Annotated in this window: 19 protein-coding genes and 1 pseudogene; 10 read left to right on the forward strand and 10 right to left on the reverse strand. The window is 61.0% G+C overall.

All coding sequences use genetic code 11. The features are described from left to right. Positions 1 to 12: 12 nt before the first annotated feature. The gene (locus BLP82_RS20360; protein ID WP_092172241.1) at positions 13 to 897 is read right to left on the reverse strand and encodes a hypothetical protein; all 885 of its coding nucleotides are present in this window, start codon (positions 895 to 897) and stop codon (positions 13 to 15) included. Between the two features lie 26 nt (positions 898 to 923). Then, positions 924 to 1,232, reverse strand: coding sequence for a hypothetical protein (locus BLP82_RS20365; RefSeq protein ID WP_060740623.1), 309 nt, complete (start codon positions 1,230 to 1,232; stop codon positions 924 to 926). 222 nt (positions 1,233 to 1,454) lie between these two features. On the opposite strand from BLP82_RS20365, the gene BLP82_RS20370 reads away from it, so the two are divergent. From BLP82_RS20370 to ggt, 3 genes are all read left to right on the forward strand, one after another. Continuing rightward, entirely contained in the window at positions 1,455 to 2,684 is a 1,230-nt protein-coding gene (locus tag BLP82_RS20370) for a cation:proton antiporter (RefSeq protein WP_092172244.1), read from the forward strand. Then, on the forward strand, positions 2,681 to 5,116 hold the full coding sequence (locus BLP82_RS20375) for a penicillin acylase family protein (protein WP_092172247.1): 2,436 nt from the start codon (positions 2,681 to 2,683) through the stop codon (positions 5,114 to 5,116). The genes BLP82_RS20370 and BLP82_RS20375 overlap by 4 nt, the downstream gene beginning before the upstream one ends. Positions 5,117 to 5,267: 151 nt before the next feature. Next, positions 5,268 to 7,121, forward strand: a complete 1,854-nt coding sequence (gene ggt / locus BLP82_RS20380; RefSeq protein WP_092172300.1) for a gamma-glutamyltransferase — start codon at positions 5,268 to 5,270, stop codon at positions 7,119 to 7,121. 128 nt (positions 7,122 to 7,249) lie between these two features. Here ggt and BLP82_RS32110 read toward each other — a convergent pair whose 3' ends face one another. Then, positions 7,250 to 7,681 (reverse strand): methyl-accepting chemotaxis protein, encoded by a 432-nt coding sequence (locus BLP82_RS32110; protein WP_371856606.1) that lies wholly within the window; start codon positions 7,679 to 7,681, stop codon positions 7,250 to 7,252. Between the two features lie 108 nt (positions 7,682 to 7,789). Further along, positions 7,790 to 8,626 (reverse strand): annotated as a pseudogene (locus BLP82_RS32115) (PAS domain-containing protein); the annotation flags it as partial. 123 nt (positions 8,627 to 8,749) lie between these two features. Here BLP82_RS32115 and BLP82_RS20390 point away from each other — a divergent pair. The 3 genes from BLP82_RS20390 (at position 8,750) to BLP82_RS20400 (ending at position 12,195) form a co-directional block, all read left to right on the forward strand. Beyond that, entirely contained in the window at positions 8,750 to 10,204 is a 1,455-nt protein-coding gene (locus tag BLP82_RS20390; RefSeq protein WP_170842348.1) for a short-chain fatty acid transporter, read from the forward strand. 113 nt (positions 10,205 to 10,317) lie between these two features. Further along, positions 10,318 to 11,487 carry a hypothetical protein gene (locus BLP82_RS20395; RefSeq protein WP_092172253.1) on the forward strand — a complete coding sequence of 390 codons (1,170 nt, stop codon included), beginning with the start codon at positions 10,318 to 10,320 and terminating at the stop codon, positions 11,485 to 11,487. A gap of 180 nt (positions 11,488 to 11,667) precedes the next feature. Beyond that, positions 11,668 to 12,195 carry an SET domain-containing protein gene (locus BLP82_RS20400; protein WP_092172256.1) on the forward strand — a complete coding sequence of 176 codons (528 nt, stop codon included), beginning with the start codon at positions 11,668 to 11,670 and terminating at the stop codon, positions 12,193 to 12,195. A 10-nt stretch (positions 12,196 to 12,205) separates the two neighbouring features. On the opposite strand, the gene can is transcribed toward BLP82_RS20400, so the two are convergent. Next, on the reverse strand, positions 12,206 to 12,850 hold the full coding sequence (gene can, locus BLP82_RS20405; protein ID WP_003185433.1) for a carbonate dehydratase: 645 nt from the start codon (positions 12,848 to 12,850) through the stop codon (positions 12,206 to 12,208). A gap of 132 nt (positions 12,851 to 12,982) precedes the next feature. Here can and BLP82_RS20410 point away from each other — a divergent pair, with 132 nt between their 5' ends. After that, on the forward strand, positions 12,983 to 13,387 hold the full coding sequence (locus tag BLP82_RS20410; RefSeq protein ID WP_092172261.1) for a serine kinase/phosphatase: 405 nt from the start codon (positions 12,983 to 12,985) through the stop codon (positions 13,385 to 13,387). 216 nt (positions 13,388 to 13,603) lie between these two features. Here the strand turns inward: BLP82_RS20410 and rimI are convergent, their stop codons facing one another. Together rimI and BLP82_RS20420 are read right to left on the reverse strand one after the other, a co-directional pair. After that, on the reverse strand, positions 13,604 to 14,056 hold the full coding sequence (rimI, locus tag BLP82_RS20415) for a ribosomal protein S18-alanine N-acetyltransferase (protein WP_047229376.1): 453 nt from the start codon (positions 14,054 to 14,056) through the stop codon (positions 13,604 to 13,606). After that, a complete protein-coding gene (locus BLP82_RS20420; RefSeq protein WP_092172265.1) occupies positions 14,049 to 14,828 on the reverse strand; it encodes an energy transducer TonB in 780 nt (259 codons plus the stop codon). Before BLP82_RS20420 ends, rimI begins: the two co-directional genes overlap by 8 nt. A gap of 181 nt (positions 14,829 to 15,009) precedes the next feature. On the opposite strand from BLP82_RS20420, the gene mksB reads away from it, so the two are divergent. From mksB to mksF, 3 genes are read left to right on the forward strand one after another with little or no spacing between them, the layout of a single operon-like run. Further along, positions 15,010 to 16,290: an Mks condensin complex protein MksB gene (gene mksB / locus BLP82_RS20425; RefSeq protein WP_092172268.1), complete on the forward strand. Its 1,281-nt coding sequence runs from the start codon at positions 15,010 to 15,012 to the stop codon at positions 16,288 to 16,290. Next, positions 16,280 to 16,981 carry an Mks condensin complex protein MksE gene (mksE, locus tag BLP82_RS20430; RefSeq protein ID WP_003205590.1) on the forward strand — a complete coding sequence of 234 codons (702 nt, stop codon included), beginning with the start codon at positions 16,280 to 16,282 and terminating at the stop codon, positions 16,979 to 16,981. The genes mksB and mksE overlap by 11 nt, the downstream gene beginning before the upstream one ends. After that, positions 16,978 to 19,818: an Mks condensin complex protein MksF gene (gene mksF / locus BLP82_RS20435; protein WP_092172271.1), complete on the forward strand. Its 2,841-nt coding sequence runs from the start codon at positions 16,978 to 16,980 to the stop codon at positions 19,816 to 19,818. The genes mksE and mksF overlap by 4 nt, the downstream gene beginning before the upstream one ends. 187 nt (positions 19,819 to 20,005) lie before the next feature. Here mksF and BLP82_RS20440 read toward each other — a convergent pair whose 3' ends face one another. The 3 genes from BLP82_RS20440 to BLP82_RS20450 are packed head-to-tail and all read right to left on the reverse strand — an operon-like array spanning position 20,006 to position 23,571. Continuing rightward, positions 20,006 to 22,309 carry a PqiB family protein gene (locus BLP82_RS20440; protein WP_092172275.1) on the reverse strand — a complete coding sequence of 768 codons (2,304 nt, stop codon included), beginning with the start codon at positions 22,307 to 22,309 and terminating at the stop codon, positions 20,006 to 20,008. After that, positions 22,302 to 22,925: a paraquat-inducible protein A gene (locus BLP82_RS20445; RefSeq protein WP_092172278.1), complete on the reverse strand. Its 624-nt coding sequence runs from the start codon at positions 22,923 to 22,925 to the stop codon at positions 22,302 to 22,304. The genes BLP82_RS20440 and BLP82_RS20445 overlap by 8 nt, the downstream gene beginning before the upstream one ends. Then, on the reverse strand, positions 22,912 to 23,571 hold the full coding sequence (locus tag BLP82_RS20450; RefSeq protein ID WP_092172281.1) for a paraquat-inducible protein A: 660 nt from the start codon (positions 23,569 to 23,571) through the stop codon (positions 22,912 to 22,914). Before BLP82_RS20450 ends, BLP82_RS20445 begins: the two co-directional genes overlap by 14 nt. Positions 23,572 to 23,761 lie beyond the last annotated feature (190 nt).

Consider the following 23,761-nt stretch of genomic DNA (forward strand, 5'->3'; position numbering starts at 1 on the left):
AATATAATCATATCAATGCAACTTATATCCGATGAGTAGCGGCAGGCTGTACAGCGGCTTTATCGGTGCACTTGCCAAACTGCCAGAAGCAGGTTTTATCAGTGACGGAACTTCGCGCTTGATCAACCGAACACCGCTAAGGGGATACCCCGCCAGTTCCGCCGCATTACTCACCAGGCACTGAACGCGCATTTGCAGGCATAAGGACAATCGCCAACTGTCGAGACTGCGTGCAAACAACTGCGGGTTGCCGATGAACAGTACCCGACCGATCGGCTCGAACCAGCGCCGGGTCATGCGCTTGACTATCAGGTAGCAGGACTCGCCGGTCACTGAATCGACGATCATCAGGTGCCGACACTCGACCCCCGCGTGATCCCGGAAGACCACGCTTTCCTGCTCGCTCAGCCAGCCCGCGACTCGATGGACATCGGTTTCCAGGCGATAGCGCCGACGTATTTTCAGCGGATTGGGGAAGGGGTACATCAGCACCAGTTCGGTTTCCAGGTCGATAAAGCCGAACTTCTTGCTGATCTCGTACACATCCGGCGTGGGCGTATAGTTGAGCAGCGTGACTTTGCGCATCGACAGTACCGGCAACAACAGCTTCAGGCTTTCCTTGCGGTACTCGACCTGCACGTACCAACTGTGCAATTCGCAGAAGCGCTGCTGCCCGTTGCAGGGCTGGGTGGTAAACAGCAAACCGAGAAAACCCACCACCACGTCGCCGTCGAGCATCACATAGCCGAAGTAGTCCTCTCCCCCGGACCAGATATCGGCAAACATGCGCTTGCGCACATTTACGCCTATCCAGTTGGAGTTCAAGGTGGACTCGCGCAACAGCTTGCACACCGGGTACATGTCACTGCTCAGCGCTTTACGGACCGTCACGTTCACGTCAATGCTCCCTGCGTGGCGTTCATTCAGGCAGAGGCCAGTTGAGGAACCTGCTGCTCGGCGATAATGAAATCAATCAAACAGGCAACGCTGCTGAACGGGCTGACGGTCTGTGACACCGCTTTTTCCGACGTCAACGAGATTTCAATATCCAGTTCATCGTCCAAGCCTTCTTCTACCGCAGCCAGAAAGCTGACCAATTGCATGGAATCGAACACCCCGGTAGTACCATAAAGCGCCAACGTATCGATATTCTGCAAATCGATCTTCTCTTTACGTGTGGCATTAACTTCAATCAGGGCTTGATGAATGATCGTAAATATCGCGTCTTTCATAATCGACCTTCTGAATTATCGGCAAACATGAGTCGGGCACGACTAACAAGCCGCACAACAACGAAGCGAGGAAAATCTAACAGGTTCATCTCATCAAAAAATACTACCAGATCTGGTAGTTTTTTTATCCCCGCGCGCTCCGCTAACATCCTCTGCCTACTGCCAGCACGTTATATAGAGCCCGGTGGCGGCGTACCCTCAATTCTCGGACAAGGTAACCCCATGCTCTTCTTGCAAATCGTTTTTATAATATTAACGGCCAAGGTTGCGGGTGCCTTTCTGAAAAGACTAGGGCAACCAGAAGTGGTTGGCGAGATGATCGCCGGGTTTGTATTAGGCCCTTTAGTACTTGGTTTTTTCTTTCCCGACTTCCACCATGCACTATTTAAGGGCGACGCTGTTACACAATTAAAGGTGCTCAGCGACCTCGGAATTCTGCTGTTCATGTTTGTCGTCGGCGCCGAGTTCCGTATGCCTGAACAGCACGCCCCCTACGCCCATGGCAAAGTGCTGTTGATCGCTGGCTGCAGCATTGCCCTGCCCTTCATTCTGGGCATTGCGATCGCCCCTATTCTCTACAGCACCTTCGCACCTGCCGGCGTCCCCCACTTAGGCTTCAACCTGTTCATTGCAACGCTGTTTTCGGTCACCGCGTTCCCGGTCCTGGCGCGCATTCTGAAGGAGCGACGGTTGCTCGACAGTGAGGTCGGTGCGCTCTCGCTGATGGCTGCCGCCGTGAGTGATGTCTGTGCCTGGGTGTTGCTGGCGATCACCGCGATGAGTTTGCAATTGGACCGTCAATGGCAGGAGTTGGCTCTGCGGTTGTGTGGCCTGGCAGCCTTGTGCGGCGCTTCATTCTGGTGCGTACGTCCCTTGTTGAGGCGCTGGATAGCCCACCTCGAGGGCAGGCGTACCTTGACCCTGCTCGCGGTACTTGTGTGTGGTGCGCTGGTGTACGGCAGCATCACCGAATGGCTGCAAGTTCATGCAGTGTTCGGGGCTTTTCTGTTCGGCGCGTGCCTGCCGCGAGACCAACGGCTGCTGAACATGCTGGTCGAGCGAGTGGAGCACATTGCGGTCATTGTGCTGATGCCCGGTTTCTTCGCCCTCGCCGGGCTCAACACCACCGCTGCGACGTTTTCGGCCGTCGGTGTAAGCCTGCTAGGCCTGGTGCTGCTGGTGGCAATCGCCGGCAAACTGTTGGGCGGGGCATTGGGCGCCCGCTTCGCCGGTTATTCGACACCGGTGGCCATTGACATCGGCGTATTGATGAACGCCAGGGGCCTTATGGAACTGGTGGTACTGAAAATCGGCCTCGACCTGGGGATTATCGGCAAAGAGCTCTTTACCCTTTTTGTCATCATGACCGTCGTCACCACGGTCATGACCGGCCCCTTGCTCAACCTGCTGCAACGGTTGCGTCACGCTCGCCAAAGGCTGGGCGTGCAATGACCGCCCTCAATGTCTCCCTGCCCCCCACGCCCCTTGCAAAACCACGCGTGCTCAAGCGCATCGGCGTCTTCGTTGCGGCGGCGCTGCTGATCGGCGTTACCGTGATCGCCATCTACCTCTATGGCAAGCAACCGCAGCGACAGGGGCTGGCCAGCCTGCCTGGACTACAGTCGCCAGTCGAGGTGCGGTTCGATGAGCGTGGCGTACCGCATATCACTGCCGGCAACGAGCCCGACGCATACCGAGCCTTGGGTTACGTGCATGCCCAGGACCGCCTGTTCCAGATGGAAATGCTCCGGCGCCTGGCCCGTGGTGAACTGGCCGCCGTACTGGGCAGCAAGCTGCTGCCCACCGACAGACTGTTCCGCACCCTGCGTATCCGTGAACAAGCAGACTGGCAGGTAGCGCATGCCGATCACCAGAGCGCGACCTGGCAGGCGTTGCAGGCGTACCTGGACGGTATCAACGCCTATCAGATGGAAAATCCACGCCCTGTAGAGTTCGACTTGCTCGGTATCGAGAAGAGGCCGTTCACCGCTCAGGACGTCTACAGCGTGGTCGGCTACATGGCCTACAGCTTCGCGGCTGCGTTTCGTACCGAACCCATGCTGACCTACGTCAAGGACTCGCTGGGGGCACCCTACCTGGCCATTTTCGATCGCAGTTGGGACCCAAAGGGCGCCCTTGGCAGCCAGGCACTGAACGCCACCGACTGGCAATCGATGGCGGCGCTGGCGCAGCTCAGCGAACAGGCCGTGAACCATTCCGGGCTACCGCAGATGGAGGGCAGCAACGCCTGGGTTGTCTCGGGCCGGCGCACGCAAAGCGGCAAGCCGCTGTTGGCGGGTGACCCGCATATCCGTTTTTCCGTACCATCGGTGTGGTACGAAGCCCACCTCAACGCCCCCGGTTTCGAACTCTACGGCGATTACGAAAGCCTCGTGCCGTTCGCCTTGCTGGGGCACAGCAACGACTTCGCCTGGACCCTCACGATGTTCCAGAACGATGACATTGACTTGATTGGCGAAACCACCAATCCCGACAACCCCGATGAAGTCTGGTACCAGGGCCGTTGGGTCGCCATGCAGGAAGAACAGCAGACTATCGAGGTGCGTGATGCCGAACCGGTCATGCTGCGCCTGCGCCGCTCCCCCCACGGCCCGATCATCAATGATGCGCTGGGCGACAATGCCCCTGGCCGGCCCATCGCCCTCTGGTGGTCGTACCTGGACGGCGATAACCCGGTGGTGGATGCCTTTTATCAGCTCAACCGCGCCAACACGCTGGACAAGGCTCGCTCGGCGGCGTCATTGATCAAGGCCCCGGGACTCAACGTGGTGTACGCCAATGCCCAAGGCGACATCGCCTGGTGGGCGGCTGCGCGATTGCCCAGGCGCCCGTCCCAAGTCACCGCGGATTTCATTCTCGACGGCAGCACCCCCGACGCCGACAAGGACGGCTACTACCCGTTCAGCGCCAACCCGCATGAAGAAAATCCGGCCAGGGGCTACATCGTCTCCGCCAACGCCCAGCCCGTCTCGCCAGATGGCATGGCGATACCCGGTTATTACAACCTGCCCGACCGAGGCCGACGCCTGACCCGACAACTGGACCTGGACGATCAGTGGAACATCGAAAAAAGCACCCGGCTGCAACTCGACACCCAGACCGGCTATGCCCAACGTGTGTTGCAGCCGGTGCTGCCGATCCTGCGCGCGGCGATTGCCGACCCGCGCCAACGCCAGTGGCTGGAGGGGCTTGCGCAGTGGCAGGGCGACTACCCGCTGGACTCGATCGACGCCACGCTGTTCACGCAGTTCCTTTACGACCTGAGCTATGGCGCCCTGCACGATGAGCTGGGCGACACGATGTTCCAGAATCTGTTGAGCACCCGCGTAATAGACGCTGCGCTGCCGCGCCTGGTCGCCGACGAGTACTCGCCCTGGTGGAAGGACAGGACACAACCGGACGTGCAGACGCGGGCCGACGTGATCGTTCGTGCCTGGAACACCAGCATCGCCCATCTGCGGGCCACCCTGGGTGACGACTCCACGCACTGGCAATGGGGCAAGGTGCATCAACTGACGCAGGGGCATCCGCTTGGCAGCCAGAAATGGCTGGCACCGCTGCTCAACGCAGGCCCTTATCCGGCCCCTGGGAGCCACGAAGTGCCGAACAACTTCTCCGCACCGCTGAGTCCGGCGCCCTGGTCGGTCACCTACGGTCCCTCGACGCGACGGGTCATCGACCTGGCCACGCCGGACAAAGCCCTCGGCATACTCCCGGTGGGCCAGAGCGGCGTTCCGTTCAACAGCCACTATGAGGATCAGGTCCTGCCCTTCATGCGCGGCGAGTACCAGGCCTTGCACCTTTCATCGACGGACGTGGCCCGGCATACCCAAGGCACCCTGACACTGACGCCCGCCCCTTAGGTTCATCGGCCCGGCATGCCACGCCACACTGCGGCGTGGCAAATGCGCTGTCGAGCCCCCAAGACTGGGAATGGCGCGTGAACAATTCGGCTTCTGGTTTGCGCCCTACACCTCCCATCGCTACAGTCGGTCTCTATATTCCACACCACGGATGGAGCGACACGTGCCTACAGACCTCAAACCGAATTTTCATCGCCTGTCAGCCGTTTCGCTGCTGGCTGTCGCTCTAACACTCGCGGCCTGTAAGGCGCCACCCCCCTCCACAGCGACACCGGCATTGCCCGCCCCACCGGAGGTCATCTCCGGCTTCCGCACCGATCTGCAGACCCGCTACGCCGAGAAGCACATGGCCGCTGCGGCCAACCCTTTGGCGGCCGAGGCCGGGCGCGAGATGTTGCGGCGCGGCGGCTCGGCCATCGACGCGGCCATCGCGATGCAGGCCGTGCTGACCCTGGTGGAGCCGCAATCCTCGGGCATCGGTGGCGGTGCGTTCATTGTGCTGTGGGATGGCAAGGCCGTGCGCACCTATGACGGCCGCGAAACGGCACCGGCTGGCGCCAACGAAAGACTTTTCCTGCAAGCCGACGGCAACCCCATGCCGTTTACCGCCGCCCAGATCGGCGGTCGCTCCGTGGGGACACCGGGGGTGTTGCGTGGGCTGGAATTGGCCCATCGCAAACATGGCCGCCTCAAATGGGCGACGCTGTTCGAGCCAGCCATCACGCTGGCGGAACAAGGCTTTGCGATTTCCCCCCGCCTGCACACGTTGATCGCTACCGACCCGTCCTTGCCGGGCTCACCAGACATGGCCGCCTACTTTCTCAACGCTGATGGCAGCCCGAAGGCGGTTGGCACGGTGCTGAAGAATCCAGCCTTGGCCGGCGTGCTCAAGCGCATCGCCAACGAAGGCCCCGATGCGCTGTACAAAGGCCCGATCGCCGAGGAGATCGTCGCCAAGGTACAAAACCACGCCAACCCCGGCAGCCTTTCGCTCAATGACCTCCAAGGCTACACCGCACGGGAGCGGCCGGCGTTGTGCACCGACTACAAGCGCTGGCAAGTCTGCGGCATGCCACCACCGTCTTCGGGCGGGGTTGCCGTGGCGCAAATCCTCGGCACGTTGCAGGCCCTGGAACGGCGCGACAGCCACGCGGCCCTCGCGCCCTTGAAACCCGTCAAGACCGACAAGCCCGCCGGCATCGAACCCTCCCCCAAAGCGGTGCACCTGATCGCCGAAGCCGAGCGCCTGGCCTATGCTGACCGTGCCCAATACATTGCCGACCCCAATTTTGTCGCCGTGCCGCTCAAAGGCTTGGTCGATGCCGGGTACCTGGCCAGCCGCGCCAGCCTGATCGGCCCTCGTAGCATGGGCGTCGCCAAGCCCGGCACACCACCGGGCATCCAGGTGGCCTACGCCCCGGACCGTTCCCCCCTGCGTATTTCCACCTCGCAAGTGGTGGCCGTGGATGACCAGGGTGGCGCCGTGTCCATGACCACGACCGTGGAGTCGGCGTTCGGCTCACACTTGATGGTCCAGGGCTTCATGCTCAACAACCAGATGACCGATTTCTCGTTCATCCCCGAAGAAAATGGGCAAAAAGTCGCCAACCGCGTCGAACCGGGCAAGCGCCCACGCTCGTCCATGGCACCGACGCTGATCTTCGACCGTCGGGGAGAACTGGTGGCCGCTGTCGGCTCCCCCGGCGGCTCCCAGATCATCGAATACGTCGCCAAGTCAATGATTGGCCTGTTGGATTGGGACCTCGACCCGCAAACCGCCATCAACCTTCCCAACTTCGGCAGCCGCAACGGCCCTACCGAACTGGAGCAGGGCCAATTCAGCCCGGCACTGATCCAGGCACTGAAAGACAAAGGCCATGAGGTGAGCGAGATCGACATGAACAGCGGCACCCAGGCGATTGTCCGGGTGCGTGACGCCCAAGGGAAAACCTCGTTGGCCGGCGGTGCGGACCCGCGGCGGGAAGGCGCCGCGCTGGGAGATTAAGCACTCGCCGATCAGCATTTGTGGGAGCGGGGCCACAAGGGGGTTGTAGCGTACGCGAGGTTTTTGAACACTTTGGTAAAACTGTGGGAGCGAGCTTGCTCACGATGGCGGCTCGCTCAGCAGTTTTTTCAAGTCGATAGCTGATTGGCAAACTGGCTCACGGCATCGACCACCTTCTTCGCCCCATCCTGGATCTCGACGATCACCGTCCCCGCCTCGGCAGCCAGGGCCAGGCCATGTTCGGCCTGGTGCTGGCCGTCGGTCATCAGCGCCACCGCGTTGCGGGCCATGTCCTGGTTCTGGCGGACCACGCCGACGATTTCCTCGGTCGCCTGGCTGGTACGCGATGCCAGTTGGCGCACCTCATCGGCCACCACCGCAAAGCCCCGCCCTTGCTCGCCGGCCCGGGCCGCTTCGATGGCGGCGTTGAGCGCCAGCAGGTTGGTCTGTTCGGCGATGCCGCTGATGGTCTTGACGATGGTACCGATCACCTGGGATTGCTCGTTCAACGCCTCGATGCCTTCGCCAGCGGTTTGCATGTGCCGGGCCAGGTCCCGCATCACGTCCACGGCCTGGGTCACCACAGTCGTGCCGCGCTGGGCGCTGTTGTCAGTCTGCAACGAGGTGCTGTAAGCAATGTTGGCCGCTTCGGCGACGGCTTTTTCCTGGTTGACCTGGTCCGTGATGTTAGTGGCGAACTTGACCACTTTGTACAGTCGCTCGTTGGCATCGAGCACCGGGTTGTAGGAGGCTTCCAGCCAGACCTCGCGGCCGTTGCTGTCGATGCGCTTGAAGCGCCCCGCCACGAACTCGCCACTGTTCAGCCGCTTCCAGAATTGTTGGTATTCCGCGCTGTTGTACTCCTCGGGCTCACAAAACATGCGGTGATGCTTGCCCTTGATCTGCGCGAGGTTATAGCCCATGGCATTGAGGAAGCGATCGTTGGCCGTCAGTACGTGACCGCCCAGATCGAACTCGATCACCGCCGTTGAACGCACCAACGCACCGATGAGGTTTTCATGTTCACGGGAACCCTCGATGGTGCGGGTCAGGTCATTGGCATACATCGAAAAAAAGCGGATCCGCCCGTCGGCATTCCGTACGGGCTGGAGGATCGAACGCAGCCAGGCCTCCTGGCCGTTGCCCCGCAGCAAGCGCACGGCACCGGAGAAGTGTTCGCCACGGGTCAGCGCCGACTTGAAGCGAGCCTGGAATTCATTGGATTTCAAATACGCGGGAACCAACTCATCCACAGGCCGACCGATCAGGTCCTGGCTCTTGTAGTGCATCTCGTCGAGGAAATTCTGATTGACCGATTGAATCCTTCCATCGGCATCCAGGGTGAGACCAAGCATTTCACGGTCCAGGCTTTCCTTGACTTGCACAAGGCTGGACAGTTCTTGGCGAAGAGCCAGTAGCTCCTGCTTCAGGCGGTTGTTGAACATGGGCAGCTCCAGGAACAGCAGAAGAATTATTAGGCTGTTCCCTTGCCATCGGCCCGGCATTTTTTTTCTAAAGAGCGCCGTGAGCCCTATTGAAAATATTCCCGGGTGACCTCGAACCCGATAAACCTCCCATGGTCACTGGATTGTTCTACTGTTGCGCCTGACCTTTGAAGCCTTGCCGCCATGAATACCCATAACCATAAAAACGAGGTAATTGCCGTGACCACTGACATCGAAGACAGCCGTTCCGCCCGCTTCGCCTTGCGCTGTTCCAGTTTCGCCGAGCGCTGGTTCCCCGACTCCTGGGTCTTCGCCGCGCTGGCGGTGCTGGTGGTCGCCGTGGCGACGCAATTCATCGGCGCCACGCCCACGGCGGCGGCCATGGCATTTGGCGACGGCTTCTGGAGCCTGATCCCGTTCACCATGCAGATGGCCTTCGTGGTGATTGGCGGTTACGTGGTCGCCAGCTCGCCGCCCGCCGTCAAGTTGATCGATCGCCTGGCGCGTATTCCGACCAACGGTCGCTCCGCGGTGGCGTGGGTGGCACTGATTTCCATGGTCGCGTCGTTGCTCAACTGGGGCCTGTCGTTAGTGTTTGGCGGCTTGCTGGTGCGCGCCCTCGCCCGTCGCACCGACCTGAAGATGGATTACCGCGCCGCCGGTGCCGCCGCCTACCTGGGCCTGGGCGCGGTGTGGGCGCTGGGTTTGTCTTCGTCGGCGGCGCAACTGCAGGCCAACCCGGCCAGCCTGCCGCCTTCGATCCTGTCGATTACCGGCGTCATTCCGTTCACTCAGACGATTTTCCTCTGGCAGTCTGGCGTGATGCTGCTGGCGCTGATCGTGATCTCGTTGATTGTCGCCTACGCCACCGCGCCCGGCCCCAACAGCGCCCGTGACGCCGCCGCCTGCGGGGTCGACCCGAGTTTCAGCATGCCGGCGTTGCAGCCCCGTACCCGCCCGGGAGAATGGCTGGAGCACAGTCCGCTGCTGACCATCGCCCTGGTACTGCTGGCCGCCGGCTGGCTGTTCCATGAGTTTTCGACCAAGCCTGCGATCAGTGCCATCTCCGGGCTCAACACTTATAACTTCCTGTTCATCATGCTGGGCGCCTTGCTGCACTGGCGGCCGCGTAGCTTTCTTGACGCCGTGGCCCGCGCGGTGCCGACCACCACGGGCGTGTTGATCCAGTTCCCGTTGTACGGCTCGATCGCCGCGCTGCTGACCACGGTCAAGGGCAGCGATGCCCAGACCCTGGCCCACCATATCTCGACCTTTTTCGTCCAGATCGCCTCCCATGACACCTACGCCTTGCTGATGGGCGTCTATTCGGCGGTGCTGGGCTTTTTCATTCCTTCCGGCGGCGGCAAGTGGATCATCGAAGCGCCCTACGTCATGCAGGTGGCCAACGACCTGAACTATCACCTGGGCTGGGCCGTGCAGATCTACAACGCCGCCGAAGCGCTGCCCAACCTCATCAATCCGTTCTACATGCTGCCGTTGTTGGGGGTGTTGGGACTGAAGGCGAGGGACTTGATCGGTTTTTCCTTCGTGCAGTTGCTGGTGCATACGCCCTTGGTCCTGGCGTTGCTATGGGCGCTGGGAACGACATTGAGTTATTTGCCGCCAGTGATGCCATAAAGCCATAAAAAAGGGCCGATATTTCCATCGGCCCACTTCTTCTTCGGCTCGGTCTGTTTCAGTATGGATACGCCCTGCTTTCAAGGGTCCCTCACGCTGAAAAGGATCTGAGCATGTTCAAACTCGCAGTGCTTCCTCTTGCCGCCCTTACCCTGAGCGCCACCGTCCACGCCGCCGACGTTACCAAGATCGACGTACAGCTGGGCAGCACCGAGCGCGTCACCCGCCTCTTCGCCTACCCCAACAACTGCAACGTCATTTGCTTTCGCGACTGGACCCTGGAGCAGACCGTCGAGCATTACCTGACCCAAAGTGTGCAGCGCGACGGCTACGACACCGCCAAGGTCCAGGTCAACATCGACAACGATAAGGTCTATGCCAGCATCGACGGCGTGCCCAAGAGCTACGGCCAACCGCTGAAGGCGCTGCTCGACGCCGGAGACCTGGCGTACAACGGTGCCTCGAAACTCAACAGCGACAAGAAATGGTCCTACAACTGGTACCTGTTCCTGCCGCTGGGCATGGCCCTGGAAAACCGCAAGAGTGTCGAGTTGCTGCACTTCCCGCCGGACTACTCCCTGACCCAGGCCCAGGATTACCTGGAGTCGGCGACCACTGATCGCTGGGCCACGCTGCTGACCGTCAACGGCATTGCCGTTGAACAGACGCCGGCCTACCAGACCATCATCGACATCGCGCCCATCGCAGCGCCGTCCAATGCTGGCAGCACATTGGAGGGGCTCTACAGCTACTTCAACGATTACCAGACCACCATGGTCACACAGGTCACCCAAACCGCCAGCGGCGCCGCATTGCCGATGGTGGCCTTCGGAGCGCCCGTTCGGAACTGGATCAAGACCCAGTACGGCCAGACCGTTGGCGTGCTCGGCCTGGCGACCATCACGCCGACCGCGGGGGTCAAGGTCCCGGTCCTGGGCTCCAACCACCCGAGCTATATCTGGTATGCCGCGGACAAGGAAAACTACGACGGTGACGAAGCCAAGGCCGATGCCGCCGGCTTGAAAGTCATGGGCCAGGACCTGAGCGCCGCCTGCTGGCAAGCCGGCATGGGCAGCAAGCCGGGCACCGACCCGAGCACCCTGCTGAACCAATGCACGCAGACCTGGCAGGTCACGCAAAAGGAAAAGACCTGCGAGTTGTTCTACACCTCGGTGCGCAAGCTGAGCGAGGCAGATGCAGCGAAAAAATGCGAAACGCCAGCGATCAAGTCGCAACTTCCGCAACTTAAAGTGCCCATGCCGCTGCCTGCCGAGGCGGTGTAAAGCTTGAGGCGCCTTCCCGCGTAAGCTTGTGCTGACACGGGAAAGCGCCTTTGGCTCCTGTCAGACTCGACAGTAGATACGGCCCTCGACTTGGGCGAAGCTGTCAAAAGCTTTTTCAACGACCGCCGGCAGGATCGCCAGCGCCAGCAAGTCGAGTGTCTATCACCGACAAGGACTGTCATGAGCCTGTTCATCCGCGATGACACCTGTTCCCAACGCCGGGACTGCATCTACCCGGAAAAACAACTCAGCACCCGCCTGGGCTACCCCTCTGTGCACGATTTTGAAGTGCGCCAGACGAGCGACGGGCGCGGCCACGGCATCATCGCTCGCAAGTTCTTCGCGCCCATGACGAGGATGTGCAGGGTGTCGGGGTTGCTGGTGAGCCGACGGCGCCTGCACACGTTGCAGATCCTGCCAGGCGTGCACATGTATGACCCACGCTTCGCCGGATTGCTGCTGCACTCCTGCAACCCGAATGTATTCCTCGACATGAGCGAACTGTGGCTGTGGTCATTGGCCCGTATCGATGAAGGCGACTGCCTGACGATGGACTACGCCAGCACCGAACAGAAACTGTACCGCCAGTTCGCCTGCCGGTGCGGTTCGTACAACTGTCATGGCTGGATTACCGGCTATGACGAACCGCCCAATGAGCAGGGAATGACATTTCTACGGCACTGGCGTCGTCAGTGTCACCGCGACTGACGAGCCGGCGTCAGGGCGCGCCGACCGGACGCAGCCGATACTGCGGCGGCAATTGCTCGAACCCGCTGATCGTGGTGTCCAGGCTCTTCCAGCGTCCGTCCTTGATGCCGTAGATGCAGCCATGAATCGACAGTTTCTGCCCACGGTGCCAGGCGTTCTGCACGATGCTGGTATGGCCGACGTTGGCCACCTGCTGGATCACGTTGAGTTCGCACAGGCGGTCGACCCGCTCTTCTTCGGTCGGCAACTGGCCCAACGCCTCGCGATGTTCGTAGTACAGGTCGCGAATCGAACGCAGCCAGCCGTCGATCAAGCCCAGTTGACGGTCCTGCATCGAGGCACGCACGCCGCCACAGCCATAATGGCCGGTGACCAGGATGTGTTTGACCTTGAGCACGTCCACTGCGTACTGGATCACCGACAGGCAATTGAGGTCGGTGTGCAGCACCACGTTGGCCACGTTGCGGTGCACGAACAGATCGCCCGGCAGCATGCCGACGATCTCGTTGGCCGGCACCCGCGCATCGGAACAGCCGATCCACAGATACTCCGGGGTTTGCTGACGAGCCAGCTTGGCGAAAAAGTCAGGATCCTCCTGCTTGATCGCATCGGCCCAGCGCGCGTTGTTATCAATCAGATCTTGTAATTCGTTCATGCTGTCTAGCCTCGATAGAGAGTGCGCAACTGTGACAGACGACCGCCGGTCGAGGTCACGTCGGCGATGCATTGGAATTCCTGGCTGCGCTGTCGGTCGACACCAGTAAGGCCCACAGTATGAGGAATTGCCATGAATGATTCACGACGCCCTTTCGATGCGACGCAACCGGAACCCATCGACGACAATGAAGATCGCATGGGCTCGATGCATGAGTTGGAGTTCGACGACGAGCAGCCCAGCGCGAAAATCGGCGACGAATTGCCGCAGGACGAACGCGAACAGCTGATGCCTCGTGAACGCGTGCGTGAAGCGGGCATGACAGGCGCCTCGACGGATGATCACGAACCGACCGATGACGACATGAGCCCGGAAACCCTCATTCACGAAGACGGCGCCCGGGATGCCCACGAAGCCGGAGCCGACGAGCGGGCGGACTGGGACCTGAGCGTAGTGGACGAAAACGACATTGGCGGGGGCGACGGGCTGGATGAGGCGGAAATGGCGGATATCGATCCGCTGGATGGCAAGCGTTGACCCGGCAATCGCCATCGCGAGCAAGCTCGCTCCCACATGGTTTTGTGTTGATCACAAACTTGATGCACACCGCCAAGCTCCTGTGGGAGCGGGCTTGCTCGCGAAAGCGGTGAATCAGTTTGCATCAATCCTGAATGTACCGCCGCCTTCGCGAGCAAGCCCGCTCCCACATTTATGCGCTGGCCTCAAGCTTGCTCGCGATAGCGGTAGTCCAGTTCAATCCACCAAGGTACACGCCATGACCACCGCATCCTCGCGCCCACCCACCGCCGGGTAGTAATCCCGGCGTCGGCCCACTTCGTTGAAGCCATAGCGCTCATACAAGCGGAACGCCGTGCGGTTGCTGTCACGCACCTCCAGGAAACATTCCCGGGCCTCGGCCTTGTAGGCGATCGACATCAGGTGTTCCAACAGGCGCAACCCCAGGCCACGGCCCTGGTTTTCCGGTTTGACGGTAATGTTGAGCAGGTGCGCCTCATCCAGGATGATCTGCACCACGCCATGGCCCACTTGCTGCTGGCCTTCGAACATCAGCCAAATCTGGTATTTGCCCAGCCCGTCGAGAAATATCCCGCGGGTCCAGGGATGGCTATAGGCGGCGTATTCGATTTTCAGTACAGCGTCGAGGTCCGCCTCGGTCATCGGGCGGAACGATACAGCGTCACTCATTCGATTCTTTCCAGCGCGCCATCAGCCGGCGCATGGCTTGCCAGACATCAGCCTTGCGCTGTGGCGTTTCCATTAACAGTTCCAACCCGGGCAACGCCCAGGCCGAGCCCAGGCCTTCGACCTGCAGTTCGCGATTGAATGCTTCGGCATCCGCCTCGCCGGCAAACTTCACCGCCGGCAGGCCGATCAGCCACAGGCACACGCAGGGCTCGTCTTCGAGCCGCGCCGAAACGAAGCCCTGGACGAAATCCCGCGCCGCTTCCGGCCCTTGGTCCATGGTGCCCCGTGACAACAACGGCCAACGCACCGGCTCGCCGATGATTTGCGGGCTGTCCGGCAGACCGACAGCCCGCAGCATGTCCTTGAGCAGCAAATAGGCCGGATCGCGGCTTTGGAACGGCTCGCCCGTGGGCAACTCCACCAACAGCAGGCAACGCCCGGCCCGCAGCAGTTGCAGGGCGAAACGCGGCGGGGCGACATAGGGAGCCTTGGGCGGCGCCTCGACCACCTCCTCCACCGGCTTGGCATTGGTGCGGGTCGACGCCAGGCTCGGGCGCGGCACTTCGATCTTTGGACGCTCGGGGGCTGCCGCTGGCGGCTCGGCGACCGTCTTGGCCACAGGCGCCATCACGGCCGGCGCGAGGTACTCGGGCTCGGGCGCTTCCAACAGCTCGGGCCGCGACGGGGCGGCGAACGGCAATTCGGTACGCGGCAGCCAGTTGACCACCTGCATGGCGGTCAGATAGGCGCGGCGACGGGACTCGATAAGCAAGGGTCGGCCACTTGTGGATAACTGAAAGTGGAAGCGATTCTACCGCCCTTCGACGCGGATCGCTTCCCTGTTGGAGCAATAGTTGATCGATAGAGAACGACAGTCCGTCCAAGGGGTGAATCGCAACCGGCTCGATGCAGTACAATCGCCGCTTTTAATTGCCAACCCGACGGCCATTGCGATGATCGAACCCAAGCGCGTCTTGCGCGCCCTCGCTGAACACTGGGCATTGCTGGAACCTTTGTGCGAGCACTTCGACCAGGGCACCCTGAGCCTCAACGAATTGCGTTCACAGCTGGCCGCCCAACAACTGGACAGCACGCCCCAGGACATCACCAACCTGCTGGACGTGTGGATCCGCCTGGACATCCTCGTACCGGTGGCGAAAAGCCCGAACCGCTTCGAGCTCAACGCCCAGATCCACGACTTCCTCGCCTACCTGCGCCGCGAACACCGCCTGGGCCTGTGCCTGGAAATCGAAGCCTACCTGCGCCACCTCGAGCGCCTGGCAGGTTACATCCAGGACGCCTTCGACATTCGCGACGGCACCGACCTGGCCCGCCAGTTGCGCCTGCTGGACATGCGTGTGCGCGACGTCCTCAAGAAACTCGCCAACGACGAACAGGCACTGGTGGCCGTGGCCGAACGGGCCAAGACCAGCGACCGACAGATCCCGCTGCGTCAACGCTACGCCGAAGTGTTGGCGACCTGGGACGAATACGTCGAGCCGATGATCCAATTGGTGAACGCCGACGGCGCCTTCGAGCAAGGCGTGCGCAAGGTCGAGAACGTGCTGTTGCGCATGCTCACCGAACAGCAGCGCCTCGGGCACCTGGTGGACGACGACATGCTGCTGCGCACCCACGCGCGCATCCTCGAGATGCAGACCAGCGCCCAACTGACCTTGCGCCATGCCCGCGAGCTGCTGCTGCCATTGCGCGAAGAAGCCCGCCGCCACAACGCCGTGACCCGTGGCGCCGCCCTGGCCCTGGCCGCCATTCGCCGCAAAGGCATCGACGCAGTGCCACAAGCCGCCATGCCGCTGTTCACTCGGCCGCAAAGCACCTTCCTGGGCAGTGCCAGCCAGGTCGAAGCCTATGTCTATGCCCTGGCCCGTTTCGAACCGAAACCGGCGCGCTTCCCCAAGTCCCACAAGACCCACAAGGGTGGCGAAGCACCGCACGCGCCACGCACTGTGCGCGAGATGGTCGAGCGTTGCGAAGACGCCCTGCCGATGCCGGACCTGATGACCTGGCTGCTGGAACAGGAACCGGACGGCGCCACCGACGAATTGCTGTACTGGTTCTCGCGCCTGTCGCGGGAAAAACGCTTCAAGCGCGAGCGCCTGGAGCGCCGCGACTACCACACTCACGAGCATCAGGTCAGCCTGCGCTCCTTCGCCCTGCTCTCGGCCGGCGACACCGCCGCCGAGGATTCTGCGAGCATCCCCCATGCATCTTGATCTATCCGAACTGTCCCAGCTGGCGCCGATCTTCCGCGAGCTGTTCAAGGGTTACCACGTCAGCCGCCGCGACCCGGAGCTGTACGCCCAACTGTCGAACTTCCAGGACCAGTACCGCACGCTGTTCAAGGCCCTGGGCTTCGAGCTGGTATGCGACACCCGTGGCTTCTACTACTTCGTCCCGGATCTGGCCGCCGCGGCGGTAAACAAGACCGCCCAGCGCCTGGCCCTGTTCACCTTCATCCTGGTCGAGCACCTGGCCGACCAGGGCCGTGACCCGATCGCCGTGCTCGACGGCGGCAGCCTGGGCCGCGATGAGCTGCCTTCGCTGCTGGAAAAATACCGCGACCTGTTCATACAGGCCGAAGTACAGACCCAGGAAGAGCTGGAAGAAAAAATCATGCGCCGCATGACCCAACTGGGTTTTGCCAGCGAAGAAAACGGCGTGTACCGCTTCCTGCCGCCGATGCACCGCTTCCTCGACGTCTGCCTGTCGGTCCAGCAGGACCGCGACCTGGCCGCCAGCCTGCACAGCGTGCTGCCGTTGCCGGTACCGGTATTGATCGACGAAGACAGCGACGAAAAACTGCTGCAGACCGATGATCCGCTGGACCTCAGCGAATTCGAAGGTGAAAGCGAAGAAGACGCCCTGGCCCGCGCCATTGCCGAAGAACAGGAGACCGACGCATGAGCAAGGAACGCTACGGCATCCGCCGCTTTGCCCTTTTGAACACCGCCGGCTACAGCCTTGGCTTGTTCCCGCTGGAAGAACCGCTGTCGGTGTACGGCGCGAACAACCTGGGTAAATCCGCCTCGATCAACGCCTTGCAGTTCCCGATCCTGGCGCGCATGTCGGACATGAGCTTCGGCAAGTACAGCCTGGAGCAATCCCGGCGTTTCTACTTTGCCTCGGACACCAGCTACATCCTGGTGGAAGTCGCCCTGCCCCACGGCCCGCACGTGATTGGCGTGGTCGGTCGCGGCCCCGGCGGCGGTTTCGGGCACCAGTTCTTTGCCTATGCCGGCAAACTGGACCTGGCCCACTATCAGAAAAATGACACCTGCCTGCGGCAGAAAGAGCTGTTCACCAACCTGGAGCGCGAAGGCCTGAAAGCCTACGAGCTCAAGCCGGATGAACTGCGGCGCCTGCTGGTGGGTGGGCACACCTCAATCCCATTGGACCTGACGCTGATCCCGCTGCGCTCCACCAGCGAGCAAAGCCTCAAGACCTTCCGCGCGCTGTTCATCAACCTGCTGCACATGCGCGAAATCACCGCGGCCAAGCTCAAGCAACTGTTCCTCGACGCGTTCGAACACAGCCTGCGCTCCGGTAGCGTGGACTACATTGCCGCGTGCGAAGAAGCCTTCCGCGACGTACGTCGCATGGAACAGGACTACAACTCCCTCGTGGCCGCCGGCCCGCTGGTGGAAGCCCTGGCCAATGGCGTGAAGCAGCGCGATGTCCTGCGCGGCAAATTGCATCGCCTCTCGCCATTGCTCGATTCGTTGCTGGGCACCTGGTCGGACTACGCCAGTGCGCGCAAGGAAGAGCTGACTATCCAGGCCGAACACTACCGCAACGAGCAAGACTCGCTGCAGAACGACCAGCGCGGTGGCACCCAGGAGCTGATGCGCCTGGAGCGGGAAATCAGCGGCATCCAGCGCTGGCTCGGCGAGCTGTCGGTGCTCAAGCATCGCTTTGCCCTGGTGGACGACGTCAAGGTCCTGGAACAGCAACTGCTCGCCGCCAAGGACGCCCACGACGAACTGGCCGGCGCCCTGGCCCAGTCCCGGCAGTTCAGCGCCGAAGACCTGGAAGAGCGCCTGCGGGACCTGGAAAAACGCCTGAAGTCGGTCAAGCAGCAACTCGATCACGCCGACAACAACAGCTATGCCCGCCTGCGGGAAGAATTCTCGCAGCAGGATGTCGAACGCCTGATGCGCTTGTTCAACAGCGCCTTGTTCAGCCTGCCCCTGGGCGAACACGGCATCGCGCTGGACGAGAACGGCGAGTGGGTCAAATCCATGGAGCTGATCCTCGACGGCTTCAAGGGTGAGCGCTTCGAAGTGCCGGGACTGTCCATCGACCTGTCCCACATCGAGCCGCCCGCCCTGCAAGCCCTGGCCGACCGTGCCGCGCTGCGGGACCAGAAAGAGCGCCTGGAAAAAGAACTCAAGCAGCTCAAGACCCAACAAGCCGTGGCCGCCGACCGCGCCGCGAGCAAGACCCAGACCGAGGCGCTGTACCAGCAGGTACTGGATGCGCAAAAAGCCTTGGAAGACTTCCGTCGCAGCCAGACCCTGAGCGCCGAGGAAGGCGAGAAGCTCGAGCAGCTGGCGCAGATGGAAGCCGCCCAGGACGAACTCAAGCGCTCCAGCGATGCCTTCACCGAACGCGTCCAGCAATTGTCCGCCAAGTTGCAACTGGTGGGCCGGCAGATCGCCGACATGGAAGCCAAGCAACGCACCCTCGACGATGCCTTGCGCCGTCGCCAATTGCTGCCGGCGGACCTGCCGTTCGGCACGCCGTTCATGGACCCGGTCGACGACTCCATGGACAACCTGCTGCCGCTGCTCAACGACTACCAGGACAGCTGGCAAGGGCTGCTGCGCGTCGATGGCCAGATCGAAGCCTTGTATGCCCAGGTGCGCCTCAAGGGCGTGGCCAAGTTCGACAGCGAAGATGACATGGAGCGGCGCCTGCAACTGCTGATCAACGCCTATGCCCACCGCACCGACGAGGCCCTGACCCTGGGCAAGGCGCGCCGTGCGGCCGTGACCGACATCGCCCGAACCCTGCGCAACATCCGCAGCGACTACGACAGCCTCGAGCATCAACTGGCGCTGTTCAACCGCGAGATCAACAAGCGCCAGGTGTCCAACCTGCAGAGCTTCCGAATCGTCCTGGCACCGAACAAGGAAGCGCTCAAGCACATCGACCAGATCATCCACAGCGCCGGTCAGTACGAGGAAGGCGAGACGCTGTCGGTGTTCGACCTCAGCCAGAGCGCCGAGCAGGACAACAAGAACGAAGAGGCCAAGGAATACCTGGCGCGGCTGGTGGCGGCGAATCACAACCAGCTCGGCCTCAAGGACCTGTTCGAACTGGCGTTCGAGATCACCAAGGTCAACGGCCAGCCCGTGATCCACACCGACATCGACGGCGCGGCGTCCAACGGCACCACCATGACCATCAAGGCGCTGACCAACATGTACTTGTTGCTGCACCTGATGGACCGCGAACAGGCCGGCCGCGTGCGCCTGCCTTACTACCTGGACGAAGCGGCGGACATCGACGAGAAAAACCAGGCGGCACTGCTGGAGACCAGCCTGCAACTGGGCTTCGTGCCGATCCTCGCCAGTGTGAAGCCGCAAGTCTGCGCCAGTGTCGCCATCGACCTGGAAGGCGGCAGCGGCCCGAACGGCATCTACATCGACGAAGCGGACTGGAAATACATCCGTCGTCACGATGCGGTGAAGGCCACGGTGAATGTCCAGGCCGACGAGCCGGAGCTGGATCCGGTGTGAAGTGAATAACCGGGCATGAAAAAGGCCGCGATCCAAATGGACCGCGGCCTTTTTCATTGCGCCGGTTTTGAGTCTTCAGTGCAACGGATGGCCTCATCGCGAGCAAGCTCGCTCCCACATTGGACTGCTTCTGGATGAACCATCCTGCATCCCTGTGGGAGCGAGCTTGCTCGCGATAGCGCCACAACTACTTGCCAAGACTGATCTTCGGCGCCCAGGTCAGCCATTCGTCTTCAAACTTGTCGAACAACGGGAAAGTCTGCTCCGCTCGGGCCGGATTGCCCATGCGTTCACCGTCCGGCGTTGCGAACGCGATACCGCCCTGGATCAGCGTTTCAAGCGACTCGGTTCGCACCGTCGCCCCCTTGAACAGACCGAAGTCCAAACCGAAGCCACTGCTATTCCAGAAGCGTGTGCCGCTGCGCACCAGTGGCGCATATTTGGGCTCGATCAGGATATGGATCAACACCCGGTCCGCCGTCTGGCCCAGTTCATAACCGGTGACCTTGCCCACCGTGATCTCGCGATAGGTGACCGGCACGCCGATCTTCAGCGAACCACGGCGGGCCGCACTCAGCACCAGGCTCAGACCCGCTTCGGGTACAGCGCTTTCCGGTGGGTTGGCCAAGGCCACGAAGCTTTTTTGTGGCCCGAGGTTTTTCGCCGAAGGCTGCACTTCAATGTATTGGCCTGTGACCAGCGTCTCCAGGTTGGAGGTCTTCATCAACCCCAACTCAGGCTTGACCACCCAGAACTGAGACCCGACCCGGGCGATACGCTCCGGCACTTCGGTGATACGCGCAGTGAGCAACACCGATTGCATGTCGGCGCTGAGATCGACCTCTTCGATCTTGCCCACATCCAACCCTTTGAAACGGATCGGCGTACCGCTGCGCAAGCCATCGGCGCGGTCGACCTTGATCGTCACGACCATGCCCTTCTGCTGTGCGGCTTCGCGATCAGCATGCAAACGAAAGCGTGGGATGCGCCTTTTCAACGGCACGTTCGGTTCCGGCGTTTCGAAGGCGATTCCGCCGGCCATCAGGCTTTGCAGGGACTCGCTCTTGACCTGTATCCCGCCGGTCAAACCGCCCGTGAGGGTAACGCCGCTTGCGTTCCAGAATCGCGTCGAACCGTTGACCAGGCCTTCATATTCCTTCTCGATATGCACGCCGATGATCAGTTGTTTTTTCTTGCGGGAAAACTGGTAGCTCTGCACCGATCCGACCTTGACCTGCTTATAGAGAATCGGGCTACCGACCTCCAGCGATCCGAGGTTCTCCGTCAACAGGACCAGATGCAGTCCCGGTGAACGCAGGTCCAACGGCGGCGCCTTCGCCCTGGCTTCGAATTCCCGTTGCGGCGCACCGCCCTTATCGCCTGGACGTATGGCAATGTAGTTACCCTTGACCAGCGCTTCCAGGCCGGTGATACCTGCCAGGGAGATCGATGGCTTGACGACCCAGAACTGTGTGCCGGTGACTAGGTAATCTTCGGCCAAGGGGTCCAGGGTCAGTTCAGCCGTCGCGCTGGCCAGGTCCGGATCGACCTTGAGGTTCTTCAGGCTGCCGACCTGGATGCCTTTGTACATCACCGGCGTACGCCCGGCCTGCAATCCCTCGAAGTCGCTGAGTTTGACTTTCACCCGGATTCCCGCAGCGGCCGCATCAAAGTCTTCGTAGAGACGAAACGGCAGGCTCGGATCCGTTGGAGGACTGTCCTTGCGGCTTTCCGGTGTGGCGAATGCAATACCGCCGGCCACGATGCTGGCCAGGGACTCGCTGCGCACTTTCACACCCGACAGGTTGGCATCGATGCTGATGCCGCTGGCGTTCCAGAAACGCGTGTGTTTACGAACCAGGCTGGCATAGGTCGGCTCGATGAAGACTTTGACCTCGACTTTGCTCTGATCCTCGGAGAGCAGGTAACTTTTCACCTGGCCGACCTGGATCTGTTTGTAGAACACCGGGCTGCCGCGGTTCAGCGAACCCAGCCGGTCAGCCTTGAGGGTCAGGTGCAAACCCGGCTTGGCATCCGACAGCGGTGGCTCTTCGGCCAGGGCCTTGAACTTGCGCGTCGATTCGCCTTCACCCGGACTGATCGCCACGTAGTTACCCGAAACCAGGGTTTCCAGGCCTGTGATCCCGGCCAGGCTCACGCTCGGCTTGACCAGCCAGAAACGTGTGCCGGCCTTGAGATACTGCTCGACGTCCTTGTTCATCTCGACCGTCGCGACCACGCCCTTGGAACTGCCTTCGTCATCGAGTGTGAGCGCCGTCACTTTACCGACTGTCATCCCTTTGTAGACGACTTCGGTTTTGTTGACCTGGATGCCTTCGCCACTCTCAAAGCGCACAGTGATCTCGATTCCGGTCTCGTTATAAGCCCGCCAGCCGAGCCAGCCGCCGATGATCAATGCGATCAGCGGCAAGACCCAGATGGCTGACCAGTTCGAAGCCGGTCGGGTTTTAGCGGTAGGCAAATCAGTCATGGTCGTTATCCGACTCCGTGTTATCCCAAATCAGTCGGGGATCGAAGGTTATTGCGGCAATCATTGTCAAAATCACTACGCTGGCGAAAGCAATCGCGCCGAGACCGGCTTCGACACTGGCGAGCCGCCCAAAATTCACCACCGCCACCAGAATGGCGATCACGAAAATATCCAGCATCGACCAACGACCAATGAACTCGATGAAACGGTACATAAGAATGCGTTGCCGTGCCGACATGGGCTGGTGCCGCTGCACGGAAAACAATAACAAAGCGATGCCCACCAACTTGAAGGTCGGCACAAGGATACTGGCGATGAACACCACGGCGGCGATAGGAATCATGCCGTGGTGAACCAACTCGATGACACCGGCCATGATGGTGCTCGGGGCGCCCTGGCCCAGTGAGTTGATGGTCATGATCGGCAGCATATTGGCCGGGATATAAAGAATCGCGGCCGTGATCAACAATGCCCAGGTTCGCATCAAGCTGTTCGGGCGACGGGGATAGATCAGCGCGCCGCAGCGAGTACAGGTTTGTTTGTCGGCTTCAGCGTCCTGCCGATTCAATTCATGGCATTCTGTACAAATCAGAATGCCGGCATCAATCGCCCGCATGGGCATCTTCTCCTGATAACGCCTGCCAGATCTGATGCGGGGACATCACCACCTCCAGCCAGACCTGGACCAGCAACAAACTGATGAAACACACCAAGCCAAGGCCAACGGTGAGGGCTGCCATGTCTGCCAACTTGACGATGGCCACCAGCACGCCCATGAGGTAAACCTCGAGCATTCCCCAGTCCCGTAGATGGTGATAAATGCGGTACAGCAACAAACCGTAGCTACGGCCAACGTCCAGGCGAATGGTCAGCAGCACAGCCAACTGACAAAGCAACTTGAGTAACGGAATACCCATGCTGCACAGAAACACGACTACCGAGACGCCTTGCATGCCGGTATCGAACAGACCCACTACCCCACTCCAGACGGTGTCCTGGGAGGACTGCCCAAGCAGATTGAGTTGCATGATGGGTAAGAAGTTGGCCGGCACATATAACAGCAGGGCGGCGATCACCAAGGCAAGGCTGCGTTCGACTACATTGTGCCGATGAGCATAAAGCTCATAACCGCAGCGGGGGCACTCGGCTTTTTCGCCATGGGCCAGTTGGGGCTTGCGCATCAACAAGTCGCACTCATGACACGCAACCAAATCGCTCAGGGGTAGATCTGGCAATCTATCAATGTCTGACGGATCGGGCATAAACAGCTCTGGCTCAGCTAAGGTGGGGCTATTCTAGTGCTCCAGCTCGAAAATAACTGTGCAAATTTATTACGAGCGCTCTCAGACTTTTATGACGGGCAAAACAAAACCCCTACCTGCATCAGCAGATAGGGGTTTCGGAATTTAATCTTGACGATGACCTACTCTCACATGGGGAAACCCCACACTA

It is taken from the genome of Pseudomonas sp. NFACC37-1 (assembly GCF_900101575.1).
GTDB lineage: Bacteria > Pseudomonadota > Gammaproteobacteria > Pseudomonadales > Pseudomonadaceae > Aquipseudomonas > Aquipseudomonas fluorescens_AA.